This window comes from Gilliamella sp. X-23 (assembly GCF_057063545.1).
On record NZ_JBXSQG010000001.1, the window covers coordinates 47,073 to 70,696 of the forward strand.

Annotated in this window: 28 protein-coding genes and 1 pseudogene; 28 read left to right on the plus strand and 1 reads right to left on the minus strand. The window is 33.4% G+C overall.

Annotated features, from left to right (window positions below):
- Window positions 1–123: 123 nt before the first annotated feature.
- The 26 genes and pseudogenes from ACYH9I_RS00310 to ACYH9I_RS00435 all read left to right on the plus strand — a co-directional run bounded on the left by ACYH9I_RS00310 (window position 124) and on the right by ACYH9I_RS00435 (window position 20,667).
- A complete protein-coding gene (locus ACYH9I_RS00310; protein WP_483558016.1) occupies window positions 124–585 on the plus strand; it encodes a hypothetical protein in 462 nt (153 codons plus the stop codon).
- A 58-nt stretch (window positions 586–643) separates the two neighbouring features.
- Complete coding sequence (locus tag ACYH9I_RS00315) at window positions 644–748, plus strand: hypothetical protein (RefSeq protein ID WP_483558017.1); 105 nt, start codon at window positions 644–646, stop codon at window positions 746–748.
- A 349-nt stretch (window positions 749–1,097) separates the two neighbouring features.
- Window positions 1,098–1,955 (plus strand): VENN motif pre-toxin domain-containing protein, encoded by an 858-nt coding sequence (locus ACYH9I_RS00320; RefSeq protein WP_483558018.1) that lies wholly within the window; start codon window positions 1,098–1,100, stop codon window positions 1,953–1,955.
- 11 nt (window positions 1,956–1,966) lie between these two features.
- Window positions 1,967–2,272 carry a cytidine deaminase-like fold-containing protein gene (locus ACYH9I_RS00325; protein WP_483558020.1) on the plus strand — a complete coding sequence of 102 codons (306 nt, stop codon included), beginning with the start codon at window positions 1,967–1,969 and terminating at the stop codon, window positions 2,270–2,272.
- Window positions 2,265–2,669, plus strand: coding sequence for a DUF6911 family protein (locus ACYH9I_RS00330; protein WP_483558022.1), 405 nt, complete (start codon window positions 2,265–2,267; stop codon window positions 2,667–2,669). Before ACYH9I_RS00325 ends, ACYH9I_RS00330 begins: the two co-directional genes overlap by 8 nt.
- 592 nt (window positions 2,670–3,261) lie before the next feature.
- Window positions 3,262–4,422, plus strand: a complete 1,161-nt coding sequence (locus tag ACYH9I_RS00335) for a hemagglutinin repeat-containing protein (protein WP_483558024.1) — start codon at window positions 3,262–3,264, stop codon at window positions 4,420–4,422.
- A gap of 160 nt (window positions 4,423–4,582) precedes the next feature.
- Window positions 4,583–4,933, plus strand: a complete 351-nt coding sequence (locus ACYH9I_RS00340) for a hypothetical protein (protein ID WP_174787276.1) — start codon at window positions 4,583–4,585, stop codon at window positions 4,931–4,933.
- Window positions 4,934–5,276: 343 nt separating this feature from the next.
- Window positions 5,277–6,125: a VENN motif pre-toxin domain-containing protein gene (locus tag ACYH9I_RS00345; RefSeq protein WP_483558407.1), complete on the plus strand. Its 849-nt coding sequence runs from the start codon at window positions 5,277–5,279 to the stop codon at window positions 6,123–6,125.
- Complete coding sequence (locus ACYH9I_RS00350; protein ID WP_483558027.1) at window positions 6,122–6,544, plus strand: hypothetical protein; 423 nt, start codon at window positions 6,122–6,124, stop codon at window positions 6,542–6,544. The genes ACYH9I_RS00345 and ACYH9I_RS00350 overlap by 4 nt, the downstream gene beginning before the upstream one ends.
- A gap of 134 nt (window positions 6,545–6,678) precedes the next feature.
- Window positions 6,679–7,101, plus strand: a complete 423-nt coding sequence (locus ACYH9I_RS00355; protein ID WP_483558029.1) for a hypothetical protein — start codon at window positions 6,679–6,681, stop codon at window positions 7,099–7,101.
- A 125-nt stretch (window positions 7,102–7,226) separates the two neighbouring features.
- Window positions 7,227–7,649 (plus strand): hypothetical protein, encoded by a 423-nt coding sequence (locus ACYH9I_RS00360; RefSeq protein WP_483558030.1) that lies wholly within the window; start codon window positions 7,227–7,229, stop codon window positions 7,647–7,649.
- Window positions 7,650–8,269: 620 nt separating this feature from the next.
- On the plus strand, window positions 8,270–9,448 hold the full coding sequence (locus tag ACYH9I_RS00365; RefSeq protein WP_483558031.1) for a VENN motif pre-toxin domain-containing protein: 1,179 nt from the start codon (window positions 8,270–8,272) through the stop codon (window positions 9,446–9,448).
- A 2-nt stretch (window positions 9,449–9,450) separates the two neighbouring features.
- Window positions 9,451–9,930, plus strand: a complete 480-nt coding sequence (locus ACYH9I_RS00370) for a DUF2247 family protein (RefSeq protein ID WP_483558032.1) — start codon at window positions 9,451–9,453, stop codon at window positions 9,928–9,930.
- Between the two features lie 456 nt (window positions 9,931–10,386).
- Entirely contained in the window at window positions 10,387–11,706 is a 1,320-nt protein-coding gene (locus ACYH9I_RS00375) for a VENN motif pre-toxin domain-containing protein (protein ID WP_483558034.1), read from the plus strand.
- A gap of 9 nt (window positions 11,707–11,715) precedes the next feature.
- Window positions 11,716–12,066, plus strand: coding sequence for a DUF596 domain-containing protein (locus ACYH9I_RS00380; protein ID WP_297223769.1), 351 nt, complete (start codon window positions 11,716–11,718; stop codon window positions 12,064–12,066).
- A 365-nt stretch (window positions 12,067–12,431) separates the two neighbouring features.
- Window positions 12,432–12,500: pseudogene (locus tag ACYH9I_RS00385) on the plus strand (hypothetical protein); the annotation flags it as partial.
- 87 nt (window positions 12,501–12,587) lie between these two features.
- Window positions 12,588–13,067, plus strand: coding sequence for a polymorphic toxin type 33 domain-containing protein (locus tag ACYH9I_RS00390; protein ID WP_483558035.1), 480 nt, complete (start codon window positions 12,588–12,590; stop codon window positions 13,065–13,067).
- 9 nt (window positions 13,068–13,076) lie between these two features.
- Window positions 13,077–13,481 (plus strand): DUF4279 domain-containing protein, encoded by a 405-nt coding sequence (locus tag ACYH9I_RS00395; RefSeq protein ID WP_483558037.1) that lies wholly within the window; start codon window positions 13,077–13,079, stop codon window positions 13,479–13,481.
- A 430-nt stretch (window positions 13,482–13,911) separates the two neighbouring features.
- Window positions 13,912–15,609: a VENN motif pre-toxin domain-containing protein gene (locus tag ACYH9I_RS00400; RefSeq protein ID WP_483558039.1), complete on the plus strand. Its 1,698-nt coding sequence runs from the start codon at window positions 13,912–13,914 to the stop codon at window positions 15,607–15,609.
- A gap of 15 nt (window positions 15,610–15,624) precedes the next feature.
- On the plus strand, window positions 15,625–15,954 hold the full coding sequence (locus ACYH9I_RS00405; RefSeq protein ID WP_483558041.1) for a DUF6572 domain-containing protein: 330 nt from the start codon (window positions 15,625–15,627) through the stop codon (window positions 15,952–15,954).
- A gap of 434 nt (window positions 15,955–16,388) precedes the next feature.
- A complete protein-coding gene (locus ACYH9I_RS00410; RefSeq protein WP_483558042.1) occupies window positions 16,389–16,922 on the plus strand; it encodes a hypothetical protein in 534 nt (177 codons plus the stop codon).
- Window positions 16,923–17,365: 443 nt separating this feature from the next.
- On the plus strand, window positions 17,366–17,839 hold the full coding sequence (locus ACYH9I_RS00415; protein WP_483558426.1) for a hypothetical protein: 474 nt from the start codon (window positions 17,366–17,368) through the stop codon (window positions 17,837–17,839).
- Window positions 17,840–17,860: 21 nt separating this feature from the next.
- Window positions 17,861–18,100, plus strand: a complete 240-nt coding sequence (locus ACYH9I_RS00420) for a hypothetical protein (RefSeq protein WP_483558044.1) — start codon at window positions 17,861–17,863, stop codon at window positions 18,098–18,100.
- Between the two features lie 741 nt (window positions 18,101–18,841).
- The gene (locus ACYH9I_RS00425; protein ID WP_483558046.1) at window positions 18,842–19,306 is read left to right on the plus strand and encodes a DUF4279 domain-containing protein; all 465 of its coding nucleotides are present in this window, start codon (window positions 18,842–18,844) and stop codon (window positions 19,304–19,306) included.
- 571 nt (window positions 19,307–19,877) lie between these two features.
- Window positions 19,878–20,120 (plus strand): hypothetical protein, encoded by a 243-nt coding sequence (locus ACYH9I_RS00430; RefSeq protein WP_483558048.1) that lies wholly within the window; start codon window positions 19,878–19,880, stop codon window positions 20,118–20,120.
- Window positions 20,107–20,667, plus strand: a complete 561-nt coding sequence (locus ACYH9I_RS00435; protein WP_483558049.1) for a hypothetical protein — start codon at window positions 20,107–20,109, stop codon at window positions 20,665–20,667. The genes ACYH9I_RS00430 and ACYH9I_RS00435 overlap by 14 nt, the downstream gene beginning before the upstream one ends.
- A gap of 528 nt (window positions 20,668–21,195) precedes the next feature.
- On the opposite strand, the gene ACYH9I_RS00440 is transcribed toward ACYH9I_RS00435, so the two are convergent.
- Window positions 21,196–21,984 carry a glycosyltransferase family 25 protein gene (locus ACYH9I_RS00440; protein ID WP_483558051.1) on the minus strand — a complete coding sequence of 263 codons (789 nt, stop codon included), beginning with the start codon at window positions 21,982–21,984 and terminating at the stop codon, window positions 21,196–21,198.
- A gap of 153 nt (window positions 21,985–22,137) precedes the next feature.
- Here ACYH9I_RS00440 and ACYH9I_RS00445 point away from each other — a divergent pair, with 153 nt between their 5' ends.
- Window positions 22,138–22,608 (plus strand): NanQ anomerase/TabA/YiaL family protein, encoded by a 471-nt coding sequence (locus tag ACYH9I_RS00445; RefSeq protein ID WP_483558053.1) that lies wholly within the window; start codon window positions 22,138–22,140, stop codon window positions 22,606–22,608.
- Between the two features lie 24 nt (window positions 22,609–22,632).
- Window positions 22,633–23,568 carry a 2-dehydro-3-deoxygluconokinase gene (gene kdgK, locus ACYH9I_RS00450; RefSeq protein WP_174786656.1) on the plus strand — a complete coding sequence of 312 codons (936 nt, stop codon included), beginning with the start codon at window positions 22,633–22,635 and terminating at the stop codon, window positions 23,566–23,568.
- The last annotated feature ends 56 nt before the right edge of the window (window positions 23,569–23,624 follow it).

Below are 23,624 nucleotides of genomic sequence, written 5' to 3' on the forward strand. Positions count from 1 at the left end.
TGTTTGTCGAGATACTGATGCATTACGTAAAAATATGATTGAAAAGGGTTATGATCCAAAGCAAGTTGAAGATGCGATAAATAAGATAATAGCTCGTAATAAAAAAATGGGGATTTATTGATAATGATAGAATGGCAAAAGTTTGTTAATGCATTAGGATATGCTGAAATATCAGAAGAGTTTTTGAAGTTAGAAAACTCTATTGGTGAAAAACCTGAAATTTCTGAGGATCCTATTGAATACAATGATCCAGATCAAACTAAATATTATGAATTTTTTCGTACAGGTATTCTTATTGGTTTTAGAAAACAACACTTAAATCATATTCAATTTTTTTTTAAGGCAGAAAATAATTATTCGATATATAAAGGAAAATTATTTAGAGAAATAGATGGCAATTATACTGAAAAAATGATTATTGAATTATTAGGAAATCCATCAAAAAAAGGAGGAAATGAGCAAAGTCCTTTTTTGGGTTATATAAATTCTTGGGTATTATATGATATGGGGTCTTATACTATACATTTTGAATTTACAAAAAATGAAGTTCTTAGTTTAGCTACAATAGCTGTGTTATCAGTTTGATTGTTTTGATTCAGTTCTGCGATCTTTATCGCAGAACTAAACTAATTATTTACTGATTATGGATGGTTGTGAGCTTGAAGATTATGAAAGCCTATTACCTGAACAGCTAGAAAGCAGAATTGATGAATTAATTATTAGTTTAGTTAATATGATAAAAAATTAGCCTAAATTTGGTCGAATGATCGATAAAGATATCAATGTTAAATAAAGAGTATTAGCTCAAACTTAATCTGACAATCCTGACACTATATCAGTTTATTCGTTATTAAAAGTGACATTTAATACTGTCACTAAATTCTATAATTAATTTTTTAATTGTTAATTTTGGCTTAGCATCAATTTTTAGCCATTATTGTTTTCATGCGTCATTGTAGTAAATAATGGACACCTGTTGTATTGCCCATTGAGCCATATTTCTTTCTATTTAAAACATAAAAACATACTATTTACCTACAAAAAATCGCTCAAAAAAAGATATTGATTTTATTTAAGTTTTTGTGCTGGCCGTAACGGTGATATCGTCAGAAGCGAAAGATACCAGCAAAAACAAACTTGACACGGGCACAATCAGCTTTAGTGATATCGAAAACAAAGCGAGTTTTGATGTTAGCCACGTATCGGTCCGTGGTGGCACTGGCGGTGCAAGTGCTCCGTGGATAGCCGAGCAGATAAAACTGCACACAGGGTATATGGATAAAGACGGCACTTGGGTGAGTGATAATGAAACGGCAAGATTAGTATCTCATGCTATACTGGGTGCGGTGGTAGCTGAATTACAAGGTAACTCAGGGATAGTCGGTGGAGCAAGTGCCGTAGGAGGTGAGCTGGCGGCAAAAGTCATCTTAGATAACCTCTATGGTGGAAAAGACATCAAAGACCTCACTGAAGCTGAAAAACAAAACATCAGTGCGTTAACTCAATTAGTGATGGGACTATCAACCGCAGTAAGTGGCGGAGATGCAGGAGACATCAGCACCTCGATAGCTGCGAGTAAGAATGCGGTTGAGAATAATTATTTAAATGTATCAGAAGATAAAAAGAGAAAAGATGCACAGGCCCAATTAGACCTAATTGAAAAAGGAATAATGATTGTTTCGGATGACCGAAAACAAGAACTACAAGGTCAAGTCGCTATATTAAGTGCTTTGGATGAACAACGAAATGAAATTTTAAATACGGTTTGCCAGAATTTAAGTTCATCAGAATGCAGTGCAGCCAGAGCAGATCTACAAGCAGCATACGATAGTTATTTTAAAACGATCAAACCAGAAGATTATATAGCCTATAATGATGCTTATTCTAACTATACTAAGTACTATGATGGTTATAAACAAATCAAACAGCACGGGCAGCAGATAAAGCAAATGTAGATCAACTTACATTGATAAATGATAGAGTAACTAATAAAGAGATAAGTTCAGGTAAGCCTTATCCTAATGGAAATATGGCTACAGCCTATGCCGAAATAGGAGCGATTCAACAAGCTCACGATGCAGGTTTGGCCAAGGGCGCTGATTTGAATATCAATGTAAGTGGGAAAGATGTTTGTAGTTATTGCAAAGGTGATATAGCTGCAGCAGCTAAATCAGTAACAATTAAAGCTATAGATGACAAAACAGGATTACCTAAGACATATATATGGAAGTCAGGAATGAAATCCATAAGAGAGGTGAAAAATAATGATTAAATTTGAGTTAGGTGGATATTTCTTTGAGAGAAATAGACGTATTCAATTACCGATAGTCAAAAAACCATCAATTGATGAGTTAGATAATTATTTGAATATTTTTAAATATAATTCTGGTGTATCCATTTTAGATAATGATCAAGAAGATAATAATACTCCTTATAAAATGATTCTTTATTCAGATAACCAACATTATTTAGTAATGTTGGAGACAATATTACAGAATGGTAATCTAGAGGTTAGAACATTCTTTAATCAATGTGAATCTTCTAAGATTATGCTCATATTAAACGAACCATATAATAGTTCATTAGTAATCCAAGACTTTTTTTTGGTTAAAAGAGTTTTTAGTGAGTTTTTTATTCATGGTGATGTTAGTCGAGAACTATTGAAATAGACCCTATAAATAAATTTGTGTATTTGCTGATTTTTAAACTACGCTATTGAGTAAAAAAGAGGTAAATACAAATGGACTGTAGAAAAACACTGAGCTGTTTACACTTCATGATTAAACTCATTCACTAAAAACATATAAACTTATTTTGTCAAATTTTGCTTGATATGCTAGTTATTACTCAGTTTATCTAAACAAAAATTTTATTTAAAAAATAAAACAGTGTTATTTTGTCAAAACTTTCATGAGTGTGCTGTATTTATGTAAAAAAACCTAAAAAAATCATGTTTAATACCGACAAATAAATATTCTCTCGTTTGCTGTTTGGTTTGCTTTTTAAGTAAAGGAAAATCTTTGGTATCAACCTGTCGCATTTCACATAGGTAGGTTTTGTTATCGCCTTTAGCCAAATTAGTAACGGTGATTTTTCTTGATGATATCAGCACCCTATCGCTTGTTTGTAATAGGGTGTTAATTTTGTTTTTTATGGATATACATTACCGTAATACTAATTTAAATGGTATAAATAAATTTTAGGAAAACAACGAGTTATTTACACGGTTACCATTCAGATTTAGAACAATATCAAGCATTGATGGATGCCGGAATTCGTTTTGCCAATGATTATGGAATTGTTCCCGGCGTTGAATTATCGGCTGAGCAGATGAAAGCCTTAACGACTGACATCGTGTTATTAGTGAAAAAAACTATCAATGTTGATGGTCAATCCATGGATGTGTTAGTGCCACAAGTTTATGTGGTTAATCGGCCACAGCTGGGTAGCGATGGGGCATTAATTGCAGGCGAAAATGTATTTATTAAAGGTGATGAGCTTAACAGCAATGGTTTAATAAACGCCAAGAACGATATTTTATTAGAAGGGCATAACGTCACTAATAAAGGGACGATTTATGGGGATAGAGTTGCTATTAATGCAAAAAACGACATTACCAATTATGGCAAATTGGTGGGCGATAAGTTGGTTTATTTATCGGCAGATAATGACATCAACCTATTATCAAGCACGCGCACGCAAACTCGCGGTCGCAACTTAACCACCAATATTGACCAAAGTAGTATTATCCAAGTGAATAATGGCAATATTGTGATAGATGCCGGTCGTGATATTAATACAAAAGCGGGATGGATAATAAATAATGGCGAGACGGGTAATGCCTGGTTACAAGCCGGTCACGATATCAAGTTCAACACGGCTGATATTGAAGAAAAATTAGATTTTAGGGTCAAAAAGGACTACCGCAAAACCGATGAAAAAAGCGTTGTAGGTACAGAGATAAGTGCCATTAATAATGTGATGCTTATTGCGGGTAACGATATAAACGCCAAAACAGTTGATATTGTTGCAGGCAATCATTTAGGATTTCACGCTGATAACGACATATCCATCGGAGCATCGGAAGAACGATTTGAGTTAGATGAGTTTCACAAGAGAAAAAAGAAAGGCTTTTTAAATAAGAGTACTACAACAACGCGTACTCAGATAGACAACACCACCCAAAAAGGCAGTGAGCTTTATGGTGATAGTGTTACTATTGATGCTGGAAAGGGGACGAATATAATTGATAGTAATAAATTTAATTATCTTTTTGGCAACTCAACCAGTAATGCACATAATGCAGCTAGATCAAATCAGCTTGCTTTAGAAATGAAAAGACTTGGAATTTTTAATGATGTACAAGGACAACAACTATTAGAAAATCACTTCCAATTAACTACTCAAGGAACAAAAATATAGTAAATAGTTTTTCAAACTCACATGGTACTTTTGAAGTAAGGCAATCATTACTTATAGGGCCGTCAGGAAAAGCAACAATGCTAGAAACTACATTCCAAGTTATGCCTGATGGTTCTAGGCGATTTGTAACAACTATTCCAAAAAGTGGAGCAATAAAATAATGTTTATAGAACAATATCCAAATGAAATAGATTTATTCGTTTTTTTTGAAAGTAAACCTTTTTATAAAAATAATGATGATATGGATTTCGCATATAAATTCAGTCAACATAATGGATTATCTTTAATTTTTTCTTTTAGTATTACTAGTGGTTGGATTCAATCAATTATTGAATATAACGGAAAAGAAATATCTCAGTATTTGATTGAAAATGTGAATAGCTTTTATCTAGATAATGATAAAGAAGGGGAGTATTTGTCCGCAAAAATAATAAATAACGAAACTATTACAAGTATACAGATAAGGATTAAGCCAGATATATCAGTAAAGTGGAATACTCTTATCAGATAATTAAGTAGATCAAACTAAGTTTTTCAGCTTATATTTTTTGTTATTAACAATTCAAATTAGCTAAATACATTAAGGAAATGGACGAAGGAAAACCCTCAAATGATGAGGCTTGCAAATGGTCTTAGGAATATAGAATTAAAATTTAGGTAAAATAAAAATATGTTAACATCACAACAAAATACAGGCGGGCGATAATGAAGCCGCCCGCTTAATTGCCCACGCCATACTGGGTGCCGCCGTTGCCGAGCTGCAAGGCAATTCAGGGTTAGCAGGGGGAGCCGGTGCCGTAGGCGGCGAGCTAGCGTCAAAAGTCATCTTAGATAACCTCTATGGTGGAAAAGACATCAAAGACCTCACTGAAGCTGAAAAACAAAACATCAGCGCCTTAACCCAATTAGTGATGGGACTATCAACTGCAGTAAGTGGCGGAGATGCGGGAGACATCAGCACCTCGATAGCTGAGAGTAAGAATGCGGTTGAGAATAATTTTGTGTTTTTAGCACTAGCTATTCTTGCCGCAGTGGCAGCAGCTGCTACAGTTACAGAAGCTGTTATTGCTTGTTATGCAACGGGACCTTGTGTTGCAATCACAGCAGGAGTTGTGACAGCCCTTGGTTATGAGTTACTTGAAGAATCTAAGCAGAATAGTTATCCGTCAAATATATTAGATCCTAATGATCTCCCAAAATTAGAAGGTTACCCAATACCAGAAGAACCACGAGATCCTTTACCGGGTTACAAACCACTAGAACCAGATGAATTAGGGCCAAATCATACGGGACATGATGGAGGTTTAGATGATTTTGATATTCGTCATGATACTGGTGGTAATCAGATCCCGGATAAAGATTGGCGGGATAACATTCTTACATCGCAACAACCGTATGAGCCAAATAAGGGAGCGGTGGGAAATATGGGGGAATTTTTAGGACAACCAGGTTTTGGCACAGATGTAAAAAATAATTCCACTAAAACCAATCGACAATATGATGGACGCAGTATTTATACTGCGAATGATGATATAAAAGGGACAGGGATTAAGCGAGGAGATCAATTTTATTTAGATGGATTACATAAAGATCATATTGAAGTTTTTGATAGTAGAGGAAAATTTAAATTTGTATTAAATTTAGATGGCTCACTTAATAAAAATAAAACAATTCAAGCAGAAGGCAGGAGATTACCAAAATGAATGTAGAAATAGATTTTGAAGAATTAAAACAGACAATTTTATTAGCCGCCAAAAAACAAGGGCTTTCAGAAGAGTATGTTATTAAAAATTGGCATGTTAATTATAAAGTTGATCAAAATGAAGATTTTATCGATACATTAAGCAAGCTTCAAGAAGAGATCAAATTATTAAGTCAAACTATAGAAGCGAATGATTTATTAACATCTATGAATGCAATTCTTATGGCAAAAATCTATTCACAACTTTTGGCGGACTTTTTTGACAAAATTAACGATGATATTTTTCAACTAGGCTGGGGTGATGAACTAAAAGACAAATGGCCTGATATCCCAGAAAGTTATCAAGTGCCAGCGCATTATGATTATGAAGAAACATATAAACCTTATAGTCAACAAATAGCTGAGAGGTCTTCTTCATAAGCAGCAAGGCGAACTCTAAAATCAACTAGTCTTGCTCTGCCCTAATATCACATAGGGCTGATGATAGTTTAGATGATTTTGATATTTTTAATGATACAAAAACTAAACAAGTACATGGTAAGAGATGACACAAAATGAATGTAGAAATAGATTTTGAAAAATTGAAACAGACAATTTTATTAGCAGCCCAAAATCAAGGACTTTCGGAAGAGTATGTTATTAAAAATTGGCATATTAATTATAAAATTAACCAAAATGAAGAGTTTATCGATATATTAAGTAATTTTCAAAAAGAGATTAAATTATTAAATCAATCTATAACAAAGAATGATTTTTTAACTTCTAGAAGAGCAATTGTTAGAGCAAAAGTGTATTCACAACTTATGCTTGATTTCTTTGACAAAATTGATGATGATTTTTTTCAGCTAGGTTGGCGTGATGAACTAAAAGACAAATGGCCTAAGATTCCTGAGGACTATAAAGTGCCAGCGCATTATGATTATGAAGAAACATATAAACCTTATAGTCAACAAATAGCTGATAAGTCTTCTTCATAATCAGCAAGGCAAACACTAAAATCAACTAGTCTTGCTCTGCCCTAATATCACATAGGGCTGATGATGATTTTGATATTTTTAATGATACAAAAACTAAACAAGTACATGGTAAGAGATGAGACAAAATGAATGTAGAAATAGATTTTGAAGAATTAAAACAGACAATTTTATTAGCAGCCAAAAAACAAGGGCTTTCAGAAGAGTATGTTATTAAAAATTGGCATGTTAATTATAAAGTTGATCAAAATGAAGATTTTATCGATACATTAAGCAAGCTTCAAGAAGAGATCAAATTATTAAATCAAGCTATAGTAGCGAATGATTTATTAACATCTATAAGAACCATTGTTAGGGCAAAAATATATTCACATATCCTTATGAATTTTTTTGAAAATATTAATGATGATATTGTTCAGTTAGGTTGGGGAGATGAACTAAAAGACAAATGGCCTGACATTCCAGAAGGTTATAAAGTGCCAGCGCATTATGATTATGAAGAAACATATAAACCTTATAGTCAACAAATAGCTGAGAGGTCTTCTTCATAATCAGCAGGGGAAACTCTAAAACCAGATTGTTCTGCTCAATTTTAATGATGACCAAGTGGCCGATGTAAAAGTCTATCGGTTCAAGCTAGCGTCCTTTAATGGTGAGCTGAGGTCTGAGGTTTTGTTTGTGGGGGTATAACCGATGGTATAAAACCAGTCAGTGGGGTGTGGTGCAGGTTTTTGCCTGTGGTTGATTTTAGCTTAGAATGTATCTTAACCCGACAATCCTAACCGATATTAGTATATTCATTATTAAAAAATGTTAGTTAATACTGTCACCAAATCTTATGATTCATTTTTTAAATTGCTAATTTGGGCTTAGCATCATTTTAGCAATTATTATTTTTATGCGCTTTTGTAATAAATAAAGCCTACTTACTGTATTGCTCATGGTGTCTTATATCCCTATATTCAAAACATAGAAAATGCATTAATTCACTATTTTTACTTACAAAAAACAATTTAGAAAGAACGTTGATTTTAATTAAATTTTTTGGCTTTTTTTTAATGTTAGCAAAGGGGGCTTTGACATCAAGGTTGGGAACAACACCAAATTAAAAGCAACAGACAAAGGTACCGTCTTAAACGACAAGCAGCAACAAAAAATCTACGAAAAAGCCATGAATCAAGGGATGTCGGCGATGGGCAGTGAAACCCGTCAAGGCATCGATATGGCCGTTAGCCTTATCAACGGCTTAATCAGTGGCGATATGACAGGGGCAGCCGCAGGGGCACTTGCACCAAAAATTGCTACAATTATCAAACAACAGACCGAAGGAAACACCCTCGCCAACACCGTCAGCCATGCCATACTCGGTGCGGTGGTTGCTGAGCTGCAAGGCAACTCAGGGCTTGTGGGTGGCTTGGGTGCTGCCGCAAGTGAGCGTAGTGCTGAAGTGATTGCGGGGATCCTTTACCCCGATAAAGACATCAAAGACTTAAGCCAAGAAGAAAGACAAAAAGTCAGCGCCCTATCACAACTAGCGACCGGCCTTGCGATAGCTGCTGCAGGTGGTGATATTCAAGATGTGAATACTGGGGTAGCTGCGAGTAAAAATGCGGTTGAGAATAATTCTGCAGCAATGCTAGCATGGGAGAATGAAACAAGACTCAATGAACAACTACGGCTTCTAGAATTATTTGATGGAGATGGTGAAAAAGTCAGTGCATATGTTCAAGGTGAAGGGACAGGACAGCTTGACGGAGTTTTAGACGGAGCTGCTAATACAGTATCAGGTATTATAGATACTATTATACATCCTATAGATACAGCTGTAGGTATGTATGAAGTGGTCACGAATTTAGATAAAGTTTATGATAATATAAAGGTTTCGGCAACTGAATGGCAAGAACTTTATGAATATGCTTTAGAACATGATCCTGAATCAGCTGGGTATATGATCGGATATGCCAAAGGAAGAATTGGGAGTGAAATTACTAGTGGATTTGTGTTGGGAAATGCTGCTTCAAAAGTTGTTCAAAAGGTAGCCCAATTAAAAACCTTATCTGGAGTAGCTGATAAAATTATTGCTTATAATAGATCTGGTAGTGGCTTAAAAGCTGATCCATCGCATAGAGCAGCAAGCTTCATTACCAAAGAACAACTTAAAAAAGGTAAGGTATTTACAATAACAGGCGGTGATGGTGTTAAGCGAACCTTATTACAAACAGAAGGTTCTTTTAATGGTAAAAGTGGTATATTTGAATATATTATAGATCCTAAAACTCAAAATATTACACATCAACGGTTTATTTCAGGTGGTAAAATAAATGGGAAACCTAATCATAAGGTTAAATAATCATGAATTTTAATTTAAATAAAAATAGAATTTATCTAAATTGGAAAGATATTTCATGGGGATATCGAAATCATATTATTGGCTGGAAAGATGTCATCAATTATGCAAATGATATGATTATTAATGGTAGTAGTAATCAAGATGTATTTGAACTATCAATGGTTAATTCCTCTAATATTTTTAAGTTAGATGATTTATTGAATAAAATTGCTGGGTCTTTAGAGAATTATAGTAACGCAAAATGGTTATATATTTTGTTACTACAATTATATAATATTCGTAATGACATTAAAGATCCATTAGGTGAAGTAGAAGCAATTTATGAAAATTTTGATTATCCTGAAGAAATAGAGTCTTTCGTGAGATACATGCCTGTATCTAATGATTATGATCCTTCTAAGCATACTCAAGAGGAAAATGAAAAGCGGTTATATTTTAATTGGAAACAATATTTAGATAACCAAGAAAATATTTGGAAATAAAAAATGATTCTATCCCTATCCTAAATTTTGTATATTTACCAGTAAAAAGTGACAGTTAATTCTGTCACTAAATTCGATAATTAATTTTTTAATTACTAATTTTGGCTTAGCACTACTTTTTAGCCATTATTATTTTCATGCGCCATGGTTAATAAATCCCGTTTACTGTATTGCTCATGGTGTCATATATCCCTTTATTCAAAACATAAAAAATACATTAAGTTACTATTTTTACTTACAAAAAATCGGTCAGAAAAGGTATTGATTTTATTTATTTTTTTTCTTATTTTTTTATGCTATCAAAGGGGCTTTGACATCAAGATTGGCAATAGCACCAAATTAAAAGCAACAGATAAAGGTACCGTCTTAACCGATGAGCAGTAACAAAAAATCTACGAAAAAGCCATGAACCAAGGGATGTCGGCGATGGGCAGTGAAACCCGTTAAGGTATCGATATGGCCGTTAGCCTTACCAACGGCTTAATCAGTGGCGACATAAAAGGGGCAGCCGCAGGGGCATTAGTGCCGAAGATAGCAACTATCATAAAACAACAGACCGAAGGGAACACCGTCGCCAACACGGTTAGCCATGCCATACTCGGTGCGGTGGTTGCTGAGCTGCAAGGTAACTCTGCACTTATGGGTGGCATGGGTGCAGCAATGGGTGAGCGTGGTGCTGAAGTTATTGCGGGTATCCTTTACCCCGATAAAGACATCAAAAACCTAAACCAAGATGAAAGGCAACAAATCAGCGCCCTATCACAACTAGCGACAGGTCTGGCCATTGCGGCGATGGGCGGAGATATCCAAGATATCAATACTGGGGTAGCTGCGGGGAAAAATGCAGTTGAAAATAATGGTTTGGTTGCTATTACAGCCAAACCACTTCTTAGAGATTGTTTTAAAGAACAAATATGTAAAAAGCAAGTTACCGATGCAATAATTAGCATGGCACTACTCACAGGCATAGTATTAACTGAAGCAGATATAAATAGTAATACTATTGAAAAATATATCGATTATCTAGATATCCCAACTGGTTTTATCGATGCATTTATTCCAAATGATATTGGTAGCCAAGTAACGATTACTGCTGTAGATGTTCTTGTAAAAAATGGTTTAAGCAATAAAGAAGCTGAAGAATTTTTAAGTAGTTTAACACCAGATCAAATAAGCTTGATTAGACTTGCATCGATTGATCCGATGGGAGATGGATTCTTTAAAGATGCAGTACTAAAAACTTATGAGCGTTATTATAATGATTATCTAAAAGAGAAAGATGGTAAGAAAGATAATGATAATACGTTAACAGGAACTGGAAGTAGTACAGTTGGAGGTGCTCCGGGATTACCGCCTGATGATGACGATGATAATAGACACAATCAAGATAACCAAAAATACCAAAATCAGAAACAGCAAGAAAGATTTGATGAATTAAGGGATATCTATGATAAAAATAACCCTACCACAGATTTAAAAATTGATGGGCAATTAATTAGGCAAAATGGCGGTAATCGTTATACAACTAGAATTTATGATAGCCAAAACTTGACCGATAAACAAATACATAATTATGTAGAAGAATTAGCTGGTCAACCATTAACAAAAAGAGCTGATGGTATTTATACTGTTCGGTTGCAAGATGGCACTAATATTACATTAAGAAATGTATCTCACTCTAACACAGGAGCACGTTGGACTGTTGATATAAAAGGAAATCCTCAAATGATGAGGCTTGCAAATGGTCTTAGGAATATAGAATTAAAATTTAGGTAAAATGAAAATATGTTAACATCACAAGAGTATAATCATATAAAGGCTTATTCAGAATTTGGTTCTTTCTATTTATTATGGGGACAATGTTCTTCTATTTCTGATGAAATCAGTAACTATTCATATGAAGAAAATAAGAAAATTTTTTTTGAAGTCTTAAGCAAATTGTTAAAAGATGGTTATTTAAAATTGCATAAGAAAGGGAAGCTTTTAGAAGGATCGATTGATGAGCAATTGCAAAAGCTTTATATAAAATTCCCTAATAGTGAGGCAGATATGGAGGATGGACTTTGGTTTTACTATGATAACTGTCCTGCTGAGCCAGCTTGGATAAAAGAAGATGGGACAATAGAGTTTTCTTAATTTGTAGTAGCTTAAACTTAACTTGACAACCCTAGCCTATATTAAAGTATTCATTATTGAAAAGTGATAGTTAATACTGTCACTAAATTTTATAATTAATTTTTTAATTGCTTATTTTGGCTTAGCACCACTTTTTAGCCATTATTATTTTTATGTGCTTATGTAATAGATAAAACCTACTTGTTGCATTGTGCATTGTGTTATATAACACTCTATTCAAAATATAAAAATTCCGCCAGTAAAGTAACTAACTTTATTCAAGTTTTTTGTGTTTTTATGCTGGCAAAGGCAGCTTTAACATCAAGGTAGGCAGCAACCAAAAATCTATGAAAATTCCTACAAAAAGGCGATAAACAAAGCTAGCAATAGCCGCTAGCGGTGGTGATATCCAAGATATCAATACTGGTGTTGCGGCAGGGAAAAATGCGGTTGAGAATAATAATTTAGCTAGAGCTGCGTGGTATCTAGTACGCCCAAGTGAAATTGGTGCACCAGTTAGTATTAATGCGGTAGATGTATTAATGGCAGAAGGTCTTACCGCGGTGGAATCAAAAGCATTTTTAGAAAGTCTAAATTTGGAACAACGAAGACTAATTGAACTTGCATTAGTCGATCCAATGGGAGATCAATTCCTTGAAGATGCAGTACTAAAAACTTATGAGCGTTATTATAATGATCACCTAAAAGAGGAAGGTGTTAAGAAAGACAATGATAATACGTTAACAGGTACTGGAAGTAGTACAGCTGGAGGGGCTTCTGGATTACCGCCTGATGATGACGATAGTAGAAATGATTCTAATAAAAAGTCAGATATAAAAATGGCAAATGATAACTACCTTAAGAAAAAAGGATTTGATGCTCATAAGATTAAAGAAGAATTTTTTGGAAAAGGCAGTAATTCTAAATATGATATTTATATTGACAAGAAGAGTGGTGAGTTAATGTTATTTAGAAAAGGTGGTTTGGGTGATGGTATTAGAACTGGTTATTTTATAAAATAGGATATAAAAATGGATAGAACGACAGTATCTGTATCATTTTCTATTTATGGAGATGATTTTGACTTAAATGATGTAATAAAAAGAATGGGTATAGAGCCAAACGAAACTAAAATAAAAGGATTAATTCCTGAAGGGGGAAGAAACAAAAGTGTTGAAACAAGTTGGACGGTAGCTACTAAAGAGGAGTTTTCGTTTGATGTCAATGATCAATTAGATAAGATAATTACTTTATTAAAACCTAAAGAAAACATTTTGTTAAAAATTAAAAATGATTTCAAAGTAAATTTTGTTTTTATGATTTTAATAAAAATAGAAAATAATGAGAAGCCAGCAATATATTTTAACACTAAAAGCTTAAATTTTATTAATGGGATAAGAGCAGAAATAGAAATTGATTATTATATTTATAGTTAAAATGGATTACATTCTCAATTTTGTGCCTTTACCATTTAAAAGTGACAGTTAATTCTGTCACTAGATCCTATAATTAATTTTTTAAATTACTAAATTTCGCTTAGTATTACTTTAGTGATTATTATTTTTATGCACTATTGTAGAAAATAAAGCTTACTTGTTGCATTGCTCATTGCGCCATATATTTCTCTATTCAAAATATAAAAAATACATTAAGTTACTATTTTTACTTACAAAAAATCGGCTAAAAAAAGGCGTTGATTTTATTTAACTTTTTCTTTTTTTATGCTATCAAAGGGGCTTTGACATCAAGATTGGCAATAACACCGAATTAAAAGTAACAAACAAAGGCCTGGTTTTAACTGACGAGCAGCAACAAAAAATCTACGAAGACGCTTACAAAGAAGCCATGAACCAAGGGATGTCGGCGATGGGCAGTGAAACCCGTCAAGGCATTGACATGGCGGTTAGCCTTATCAATGGCTTAATCAGTGGTGATATGACAGGGGCAGCCGCAGGGGCATTAGCGCCGAAGATAGCAACTATTATCAAACAACAGACCGAAGGAAACACCGTCGCCAACACGGTCAGCCATGTCATACTCGGTGCGGTGGTTGCTGAGCTGCAAGGTAACTCTGCACTTGTAGGTGGCATGGGTGCAGCGATAGGTGAACGGGGTGCAGAAGTTATTGCGGGTATCCTTTACCCCGATAAAGACATCAAAAACCTAAACCAAGAAGAAAGACAAAAAGTCAGCGCCCTAACCCAACTAGCGACAGGTCTTGCGATAGCCGCTGCCGGTGGAGATATTCAAGATGTGAATACTGGGGTAGCTGCGAGTAAAAATGCGGTTGAGAATAACCGACTACTTACCCCAACAGAAAAGAAACGTATTGACGAGCTTGCTAAAGGAAACGAACGAGAAGGTTTATTATATCGTGCAGCAGCTTGTGCATTAATTCATTGTTCAGCTGGATTAGCGGATGATGACCCAGATAAAGCAGCGTATTTAGCACTAGAAGAGCTGGGTAATAGCCCTGAGTTAGAGTCTTATAGAGAACAATTGAAAGGTCAAACAGCTGAAATTGAAGTTGAATTGCCAACTTTTCTTACAAGAGGAATTAAATTATCGTATAAACAAATTGAAGAATTATTTGACTATACGACAGGTAATAAGATTTCAGATACAATAGCCTATTATGATAGTGAATGGAGCATAAGTACCCGAGCAGGAGGAGCTTTTCAGGTTGGGATGGCTGTCTTAGATGGAATGGCAGCAGTAGAATTATCACCGGCTTGCGCCACAGGATTGGGGTGTTTACCAAGTGCATATTTAACATGGTCAATGGTTGATAATGGTGCGACTGGATTGATGGTCATTTATAATGGCAAAACTTATCATACGCAAACAGCACAAGGGCTTTCTAAGATATTAGGCATATCAGTATCAGATGCTGATATGTTATTTTCACTCTCAACAGGTGGAGTTACTGCAAAAGGTTTGAGCGATTTAGCCTGGAAAGTTAGAGCTACAGGGCAGAAGTTATCGGCAAAAGAAGTAGAGCAAATAAGCGAGGGTATTAATAGAGTAAAAGCTGGAAAACAGCCAATACTTCCTAACGGTTATACTCAACAAGGCAATAATATTATAGGACCTAAAGGCGGCGTTTATACCCATACAGGTAAATTTGATGCCGCAGGTAACCCGATATATACTAATAATGGTGCTTATTATACTTTTGAAAATAGTGCAAAAACGAAGGTGCCATCGCCGAATACAAATACTAGTTCCCAAGTTCAACAAAATTACCAACAAGGTAAACAGTATGAGCAAACTAAATATGATGAATTTAGCTCAACTCAAGAAAAATCGGCAAGAGAAGTCACACTTGAAACTGAAAATGGTACCAAAATCAGATTAGATATGATTGGTAAAGATAAAAATGGTAATATTACATGTATAGAATGTAAAAGCTCTGATAAAGCGCCATTAACACATAATCAAAAAGTTGGCTTTCCTGATTTAGAAAAAAATGGGGGTACAATTATTGGTGATGGTAAACCTGGATTTAAAGGGGGGACCAAAATACCGCCAACAAAAGTAGAAGTAGTTAGACCTGATAACTAAAAGGTAATTAATAGTATGTCTATAGAAGAAATAAATAAATTAGATATGATTGGAATTCCTAAAAATAATAAAAATTTAGTTGAATTAGGATTAACTGATCATTTAACATGGGATTTCCCTTACGAACCTCATTTATTTAAATTGCAAGAAAAATTAAATAGTTATATTAATGTAATTGAAAGTAAAAATATATATAAGTATTTTCCAGATGCTAAAGGAAGAGATAATTTTTTGATAAAAATATATTTTAAGTACCAAATACCAGATCAATGTATATGTTTTTTGGAAAAAGTTAATGAAGTTATACAATCAATTAATACATCAATAGAATATGAAATAGGTTGATTCTGTCACTAAATTTTACTGTTAATTAATACGTTCTTTTCTTATAGTTTAAGCCTGCATCGCAGGCTCTACCGCCAGCCTACCTTCTGATTATAGAGGTCAAGTAAGTTATAAAGATGGTGTAGAAGTCCCTCATGGTACAAAAGGGAGTGTAAGACCTGATTTTTGTAATGGCACAACTTGTTCAATAGAAGTGAAAAATTATAATATAGTCAAATACGCTGATAATCTGATTAATAATATTTCTAAACAAGCACTTGAACGACAAAAACATTTACCAAATGGTATGCAGCAACAAGTTCGGATAGATGTTAGAGGGCAGCATTTAACACCTGCGTTAGAATTCAAAATTAGACGCGGAATTGTTCGGAAATCTAACGGAATAATTAGCTCAAAACAAATTGAATTTTTGAAAGATAAAAGGTAATTAAATAATGTTATTAACTATTGGTATTAGAGGTGGGGGCTCTGTATTTATTCTAGGAACAGACAGTGATATGAAATTATTTTTTGATTGTATTTCATATTATCTTTTGCCTAAATATCTCAAAGAAGATTGGTCTATTTTAACAGACCGTTTATATCGTCGATATTTGAAGTTAGAAGAGCTAGATACGGCTGAATCTTTAATGAAATTGGTCGAGGAAGAATTTAAACAGTTAGATAGAGAAGCCATTGATTGGGGGCCTATTTTATCAGGTAAAGCCAAAAGTGATTTAGACAGAACAAAATCAACTTTATATGATATTTTTGATGGTTACTTTTATGCATTTCATTATTGTGTTGAATCTGCCAAGATAAGTTATGAGGGCTTTAAATCAGATCCTGATTATGAATATGAGCCAGTAATGGTGGCTATAACTACATTACCTTACTCAATAAGTTATAAACAAATACCTCTATCTGTTTTTGATAACTTAGGCGCGGATGAAAAGCCGATTTGGTGGACAGGAAAAATTCCTAAATAACCTTGTTTTGCTTTTTCCAATTCTGTGATAAAGCTCGCAGAATTGGAATATATGATTCAATTTATAACTAAGTTATGAACTCTAATACCAATTTGATTTGCTCGGTTTTAATTGCAATAGGATGACCTGTATATAAAACTGAGCCATTCAATTTAGGATCTCACAAGACTATAAGGCTATACTGTACTTTATTTACCCTATCCCGCTTAATGCAACTCGTCAAGTGATAAGCCGTTATTGAATTCTAATGAAATGAAACGGTATAGAATCCTGAATTATTTTTACAAAATAATCGCCCACAATTAACGTCGGACGGGGCATTATTATCGTGAAAAAGTGATGCTTGGGAATTTGGTAAAAAAATTGCTCAAATTCCAAGTGAATGGTTTAATAAGAAAATACCAGCGAATTCATTTGAAACAGCATTAACCGAATTAAGTAGCATGACAGGCCATGATGTTGGAGAGGCGACCTTCTATAATGTGGCAGGAGTTGCTACTGCATCATTAGGTGGCAAAACGATACAATGGATTGGTGGTAAATGGGTTAAAGTTGAAGGTATTGCTAAAGCTGGAAGGGGGGCGAGTGCGACAGGACAAGTTGGTAATAATTTAAATATCAATAAATTAGTTAACTCTGCCAATAAGCCAGTAAATGCTCAAGGATTATCTGAGGCGGCTAGAGCTTGGGAGAAACATGCGGGTAGACAAGGCGGAACATTTGAACCATTGAAAGGTAATGTCACTCAAAAGAATGCGGCAGCTAGTAAATTTGTTAAGGAGGTATTAGAGAATCCTAATACGATTAGAACAGAATTATCTCGTGGTGGTGTTGAATATAGGTTACCTAACGGGCAAGGAATCCGCTATAATGCTGATGGTTATTTTTCTGGTTTTTTAGATCCAAAAAAGAAATAACTAATAAGGGAATGACTAATTATGAATACTGATTTTGAAATTGATTTTTTTAGTGATAATAAGTATGAAGAAATAACTATTGAAATATCTTACAAAGGACAAATGCTTTGCCAATTAAATAAAGACAAAGGCATTTCTAATATAGAAATAGAGTTTTTCTTTGATTCCAGAATACTAGCAGAGCAGGTAAAACCAAAATTCCCACTTGATGAATTTGTTAATATTTTAAATGAAGCAAAACGCGATCTTGTTACTGCATAAATTGTAGTAGCTCAAACATAACCCGACAATCCTAGCCTATATTAATGTATTCGTTATTAAAAGTGGCAGTTAATACTGTCACTAAATTTTATAATTAATTTTTTAATTGGTAATTTTTGCTTAGTATGCACTTTAGCCATTATTATTTTTATGCACCATTGTAGTAAATAAATCTTACTTGTTGCATTGTTCATGGTGTCATATATCCCTCTATTCAAAACATAAAAAAACACACTAATCCACTATTTTTACTTACAAAAAATTGTTCAGAAAAGGCATTGATTTTATTTGATTTTTAAAAACATTTTTTAGCGTTCCTTGCAACAAGGCGAAAACGTCAATATCGACGCGTTAGATGCGAAAACGACATACCAAGAAAAGTACAGTTACGAAAAGTCAGGTTTAATGTTAGCTTTAATGGGCAGAGCAGCAGATATGTATGAAGTGGCGAAAGCAATAGGATGTAGAAGAATTACCATTACCAGTTCCTCCTAGTGTTGGTGCAAGTAGTAGAGTTCCTAAAGTTTTACAAAGTGGGGGTAATACATTAAATCAAAGTACAGCAAATGCTCTGAATAAATATTTTGGTGAAAATATTAATAAACGCGAATGGGGCAGAGCCCTTGAATCGCTCAAAAAAGATAATAATATACGCAATGATCATCATGGGAGAATTTTAGATAATGGTGATTATATTAATTAGAATGGAAAAGTTATAGGTAATATTGGAGACTATATAAAATGATTTCAATAAATTCTAGGAGAACCCCAGTATCTCCAGAATACCCAAGTTGTGATGAATGTTATGTGACATTGTTAATATACCCGAATGATATTCATCCTGATAAGATAACTGAACTTTTGAAAATTGAACCAACGCAAAAAAATATTATTGGAACGAAGAGTATTAATCGTATCGGAAGAATTAGAGAGATTAAAACTTCTGGATGGTTTTTATCATCAAAAGGTTATATTACATCTAAAGACTTAAGAGAACATTTAGATTGGTTATTAAATACAATATCACCATGTAAAGATGCGTTAGAAAAATTACAGACAAATGAAAATGTGACTATGGGTGTTGATTGTGTATGGCGTTCATTGGCTGGTCATGATGGACCTGTATTATGGCCAGAACAAATGAAAATAATGAGTAGACTTAATTTGGAATGTAGTTTTGACATATATTTTGTCAATGATGAGTAAACTGATATTTTATTGGCAAAGGTTTATTATTAATGTGTAGTAGCTCAAACTTAATCTGACAATCCTAGCCTATATTAGAGTATTAGTTATTAAAAAGTGATAGTTAATACTGTCACTAAATTTTATAATTAATTTTTTTAATTGCCAATTTTTGCTTAGCATGTGCTTTAGCCATTATTATTTGTATGCGCCATTGTAGTAAATAAATCCTACTTGTTGCATTTCTTACTGTGGCATATATCCCTCTATTCAAAATATAAAAAATACATTAACTCACTATTTTTACTTACAAAAAATTGGTCAGGAAAGATATTGATTTTATTTGAGTTTTTTGCAACAGCAAAGATATTATAAAATTAAAGTAGGTAACAACGCAGAATCTAATTGTAACCGAGGTCAAAACTGAGCAACACCTAAACAATTAAACTAGATAAAGATACGATAACGGTTTATAGAGTAGAAGGTAATGCTAATACAAGAATTTTAATAGATGATTTCGGTAATGTTGCTGTCACTGGTGATAAAATGTTATTCTTAAATTTTGGTGATAGAACTAGAGCGCTAGAGTTTTTTGTCTAAACGTTTTAGCCAAGGAATGAAAGGTGCAACAATTAAACAATTTGAGGTTCCGAAATCAGTTTTAGATGATTTAAGAAAAAACGCTGTTAAAGAAACAGAAGTAAAGAATTATCCTAATAAACCTATAGTTGTTGATAGAACAAAAGGATTCGATCAATTTGGTATTAGAAAAGAAAAATTGAAAGAGCTACAAGAGCAAATTAAACAAGGTTCAGGACTGAATGCATATAAGTGATGAAAATTGGTTAAAAATTTTATTAGAAAGAGATAGGCTAAGTCGACCACCTGATTCAAATATTAGAGCAACTGGAATAGGTATAGCTAGATTTATTATATCTTGTGAGTCTAATGCTGTTGATGTACTTAATTTAGCAAAAAAAACATTAGAAATTGTTACTAGTTACTATGAACTCAAATGGCCATCCCTTGAACAATGGGGAAAAATATTGCCTTATACTTTTGTTCAAAATTGCATTCCTGGAATAACAAAAGAAGAAACTAAACAAAAAATAGCGTATAGATCTACCCTGTCATGGGAAGAACAGGTTATATTGTTAAAGGAAGATGAAAAATGGTCTTTGGATGCTTGGCTTTATTGGCTAGAGCCCAATAATAGGCAATGGTTTTGGTGGAAAGCTTATCTGTTTGATGATTTGGAAATTAGAGATACGCATTTTTTGATTGAAGTTACTTTTTATCATATGCCATTTTTGTGGGGATCTTTAAAATGGTTATTTAAAGCTTGTGGTGCAATTGATGTCATCTCTACGGATGATATTTAAATTTTGTGTATTTATCAATTAAAGTTGACAGTTAACTCTGTCATTAAATTCTATAATTAATTTTTTAATTGTTAATTTTTGCTTAGTATGCACTTTAGCCATTATTATTTTTATGCACCATTGTAGTAAATAAAGCCTACTTGTTGCATTGCGCATTATGTCATATCTCCCTATATTCAAAAAACACATTAAGTTACTATTTTTACTCACAAAAAATTGGTCAGGAAAGGTATTGATTTTATTTAAGTTTTTTTTGTGGTGTTTTTGTGTCTTTTCTTTGTTAGCAAAGATGGCTTGAACTGTGAACAGAACCCCAGTCAGGAGTGGCTTAGGTACAGTGATAGCTGTCGAGGGTGGTGATATCTAAGGTGTGAATATAGGGGGCTGCAGATAAAAATTCAGTTGAGAATAATTTATTAAGTAATTAGGTTTTCTCCCAAATTTAATATTCACCCCCAAAATAGTTTGGGAAAATATTGTTTTTTAATTATGCCAAGGCTCTTTAAAATAGATTTATTGATCGAGTGTCTAATCTATATAGTATTTTGTTTTTTCAAACCTACTAATGAATTGTTTTCTAAGCCATAATGCTATCATTCTTTTTTTCTTATCTTTTTTAAATAGCTTTTTTCTATACTCAGAACGTTGCTCGATGAGTGGTGCTCTATCAGTATGTATTGATGAATTTAATAAATTCTTATCATTAGTTGTTATCAGACTGGGTAATGTTGCATATATTTTGATACCGGTACATAACTTCATTATTCTAAACATATCAGCTTCATAGCGAATAGGAAATAAAAATTTAATTAACTTTTTTGCGGTATCATGAGTGATGATATATCCATTGGCTCTAACTGCTCTTGTTACTTCAAAAACCTCAAAACTATCTAAGTTAAATTTTTTGTTAACAAGATAGTGAAAATCGGCAGTTAATAAAAAAATACCTTTTTTAGTATTTTTAGCTTTAAAGCTATTTAAGAAATCAGGTAATTTTTTATGTAATACGGCATCATCTTCGAGAATTAAGGCATAAGGTAAATTGTTTTGAATAATTTTTTTATATATATTTAAGTGACTGAGTGCACAGCCTATTTCACCCTTTGTTAAAAGGTTATTTGGATAATCGTAGACCGTATTTTGAATAAATGAATCAGATAAAGTATTGCCATCAATGGCATTGTAAATTTCAAAATCTAGTTTTAATTTCTCGCATTCTTTTTTGATGTGTTCTCTTTTTTTTGATTCTTTTTCTAAATTTATTATAAAAATCTTCATTTGTTTACCTTTTTTATAATGATTTCCAAATTGTAACATACCAATAAAAACTTATTAACAAATGATCTACAAAAACAGATGACTTAAGTATATACTCTTTATCAACTAAATTAGATTATCATGGGGTATGTTAGTTGTGAGTAATTTAATTGTCGGTATTTATTTTCATCAATATTTTAAGGATCTTTTAGTATGATTTTAGGTAATATTAATCATTTAAGGTTAGTTCCTTATTTACCTTCCAGAATAAAACAATCTATTGAATATATTAAAGACAACGTCAATATTAATACACCTATAGGGCGCTATGATATTGATGGCGATAAGATGTTCTTTATGGTGTCTGAGAGTCAAACGCGTCATATTTATGATGCTAAGCCGGAATATCATGAAAAATATATCGATGTTCAGATTGTTCTGGAAGGGCAAGAGGGAATGGCTGTGAGCATGTTACCGCCCTATACCAAAATGTTAGACAATAAATTGGCAGAAAACGATATTGCTTTTGTCGAAACACCAAAAGAAGAAACCATGTTAATATTACAAAAAAATGATTTTATTGTATTTTTACCCAATGAGGTACATAAACCGCTTTGTGCTGTTGGTAATAAAATTGAAACAGTTCGCAAAGTTGTGGTGAAAATAGCACTGGATTATTTATAATTAGATTAAGGATATAGGTATAATATGACGACAAATATCGCTGTGATCGGCGAATGTATGATTGAATTGTCGATGAAACAAGATTCGACTACGCGTAGCTTTGGCGGTGATACGCTCAATACATCTGTTTATTTATCTCGTTTATTAAAAGGCAATAATTTTTCGATTCACTATGTGACAGGGCTTGGCACTGATCCTTTTAGTCAAGAGATGTTAGATAATTGGCAAAAAGAAAATATTCAAACTGATTTAGTGCAAAGAATGTCAGATAAGATGCCTGGTCTTTATTCTATTGTGACCGACGAGCAGGGCGAGCGCTCTTTTTATTATTGGCGTAATGACGCTGCAGCTAAATTTTGGTTGCAAACAGCCGAAACAGATAAAATAACGCAGCAAATTGCACAGTGTGATTATGTGTATTTAAGTGGTATTAGTATTGCTATTTTGGATGCTGAAAGTATTCTTAAATTATTAGATCTTTTAAAACGTGTTAAGGCCAATGGTGGTAAAGTTATTTTTGATAATAACTTCCGTCCACGTTTATGGCGTAGCCTTGATTTGGCTCGTAGTGTTTATGCCGATATTCTTAGCGTTACCGATATTGCATTTTTGACGCTAGATGATGAAGATTTATTATGGGGCAAATTGCCTTATGAGCAAGTAATTGAACGTACAAGGAAGTTTGGTGTGACTGAAATTGTTATTAAACGTGGTAGTGATAGTTGCATCATTGATTCTGCTGAAGGTCGTTTTGACGTTCCAGCGAATAAGATCCCAAAAGATAAAGTGATTGATACTACCGCTGCGGGAGATTCGTTTAGTGCAGGCTACCTTGGTGCGCGTTTAAGTGGAAGAAATCCTTCGCAGTCAGCGTCACAAGGCCATTTAGTTGCAGGTACGGTTATACAATATCGTGGTGCAATTATCCCTGTTGATGCTACTCCTACATTAATCGATTAATTTATATCTGTAAAAAACGGTCATTTATGACCGTTTTTTATTTTAATTTAGAAATA

Excerpts from the sequence above, each read along its gene's own strand:
- ACYH9I_RS00310 (WP_483558016.1), top strand. The coding sequence starts at position 124 with ATGATAGAATGGCAAAAGTTTGTTAATGCATTAGGATATGCTGAAATA.
- ACYH9I_RS00315 (WP_483558017.1), top strand. The coding sequence starts at position 644 with ATGGATGGTTGTGAGCTTGAAGATTATGAAAGCCTATTACCTGAACAG.
- ACYH9I_RS00330 (WP_483558022.1), top strand. The coding sequence starts at position 2,265 with ATGATTAAATTTGAGTTAGGTGGATATTTCTTTGAGAGAAATAGACGT.
- ACYH9I_RS00335 (WP_483558024.1), top strand. The coding sequence starts at position 3,262 with ATGGATGCCGGAATTCGTTTTGCCAATGATTATGGAATTGTTCCCGGC.
- ACYH9I_RS00340 (WP_174787276.1), top strand. The coding sequence starts at position 4,583 with ATGTTTATAGAACAATATCCAAATGAAATAGATTTATTCGTTTTTTTT.
- ACYH9I_RS00350 (WP_483558027.1), top strand. The coding sequence starts at position 6,122 with ATGAATGTAGAAATAGATTTTGAAGAATTAAAACAGACAATTTTATTA.
- ACYH9I_RS00355 (WP_483558029.1), top strand. The coding sequence starts at position 6,679 with ATGAATGTAGAAATAGATTTTGAAAAATTGAAACAGACAATTTTATTA.
- ACYH9I_RS00360 (WP_483558030.1), top strand. The coding sequence starts at position 7,227 with ATGAATGTAGAAATAGATTTTGAAGAATTAAAACAGACAATTTTATTA.
- ACYH9I_RS00365 (WP_483558031.1), top strand. The coding sequence starts at position 8,270 with ATGAATCAAGGGATGTCGGCGATGGGCAGTGAAACCCGTCAAGGCATC.
- ACYH9I_RS00370 (WP_483558032.1), top strand. The coding sequence starts at position 9,451 with ATGAATTTTAATTTAAATAAAAATAGAATTTATCTAAATTGGAAAGAT.
- ACYH9I_RS00375 (WP_483558034.1), top strand. The coding sequence starts at position 10,387 with ATGGCCGTTAGCCTTACCAACGGCTTAATCAGTGGCGACATAAAAGGG.
- ACYH9I_RS00380 (WP_297223769.1), top strand. The coding sequence starts at position 11,716 with ATGTTAACATCACAAGAGTATAATCATATAAAGGCTTATTCAGAATTT.
- ACYH9I_RS00390 (WP_483558035.1), top strand. The coding sequence starts at position 12,588 with ATGGCAGAAGGTCTTACCGCGGTGGAATCAAAAGCATTTTTAGAAAGT.
- ACYH9I_RS00395 (WP_483558037.1), top strand. The coding sequence starts at position 13,077 with ATGGATAGAACGACAGTATCTGTATCATTTTCTATTTATGGAGATGAT.
- ACYH9I_RS00400 (WP_483558039.1), top strand. The coding sequence starts at position 13,912 with ATGGGCAGTGAAACCCGTCAAGGCATTGACATGGCGGTTAGCCTTATC.
- ACYH9I_RS00405 (WP_483558041.1), top strand. The coding sequence starts at position 15,625 with ATGTCTATAGAAGAAATAAATAAATTAGATATGATTGGAATTCCTAAA.
- ACYH9I_RS00410 (WP_483558042.1), top strand. The coding sequence starts at position 16,389 with ATGTTATTAACTATTGGTATTAGAGGTGGGGGCTCTGTATTTATTCTA.
- ACYH9I_RS00415 (WP_483558426.1), top strand. The coding sequence starts at position 17,366 with ATGACAGGCCATGATGTTGGAGAGGCGACCTTCTATAATGTGGCAGGA.
- ACYH9I_RS00420 (WP_483558044.1), top strand. The coding sequence starts at position 17,861 with ATGAATACTGATTTTGAAATTGATTTTTTTAGTGATAATAAGTATGAA.
- ACYH9I_RS00425 (WP_483558046.1), top strand. The coding sequence starts at position 18,842 with ATGATTTCAATAAATTCTAGGAGAACCCCAGTATCTCCAGAATACCCA.
- ACYH9I_RS00435 (WP_483558049.1), top strand. The coding sequence starts at position 20,107 with ATGCATATAAGTGATGAAAATTGGTTAAAAATTTTATTAGAAAGAGAT.
- ACYH9I_RS00440 (WP_483558051.1), bottom strand. The coding sequence starts at position 21,984 with ATGTTACAATTTGGAAATCATTATAAAAAAGGTAAACAAATGAAGATT.
- ACYH9I_RS00445 (WP_483558053.1), top strand. The coding sequence starts at position 22,138 with ATGATTTTAGGTAATATTAATCATTTAAGGTTAGTTCCTTATTTACCT.
- kdgK (WP_174786656.1), top strand. The coding sequence starts at position 22,633 with ATGACGACAAATATCGCTGTGATCGGCGAATGTATGATTGAATTGTCG.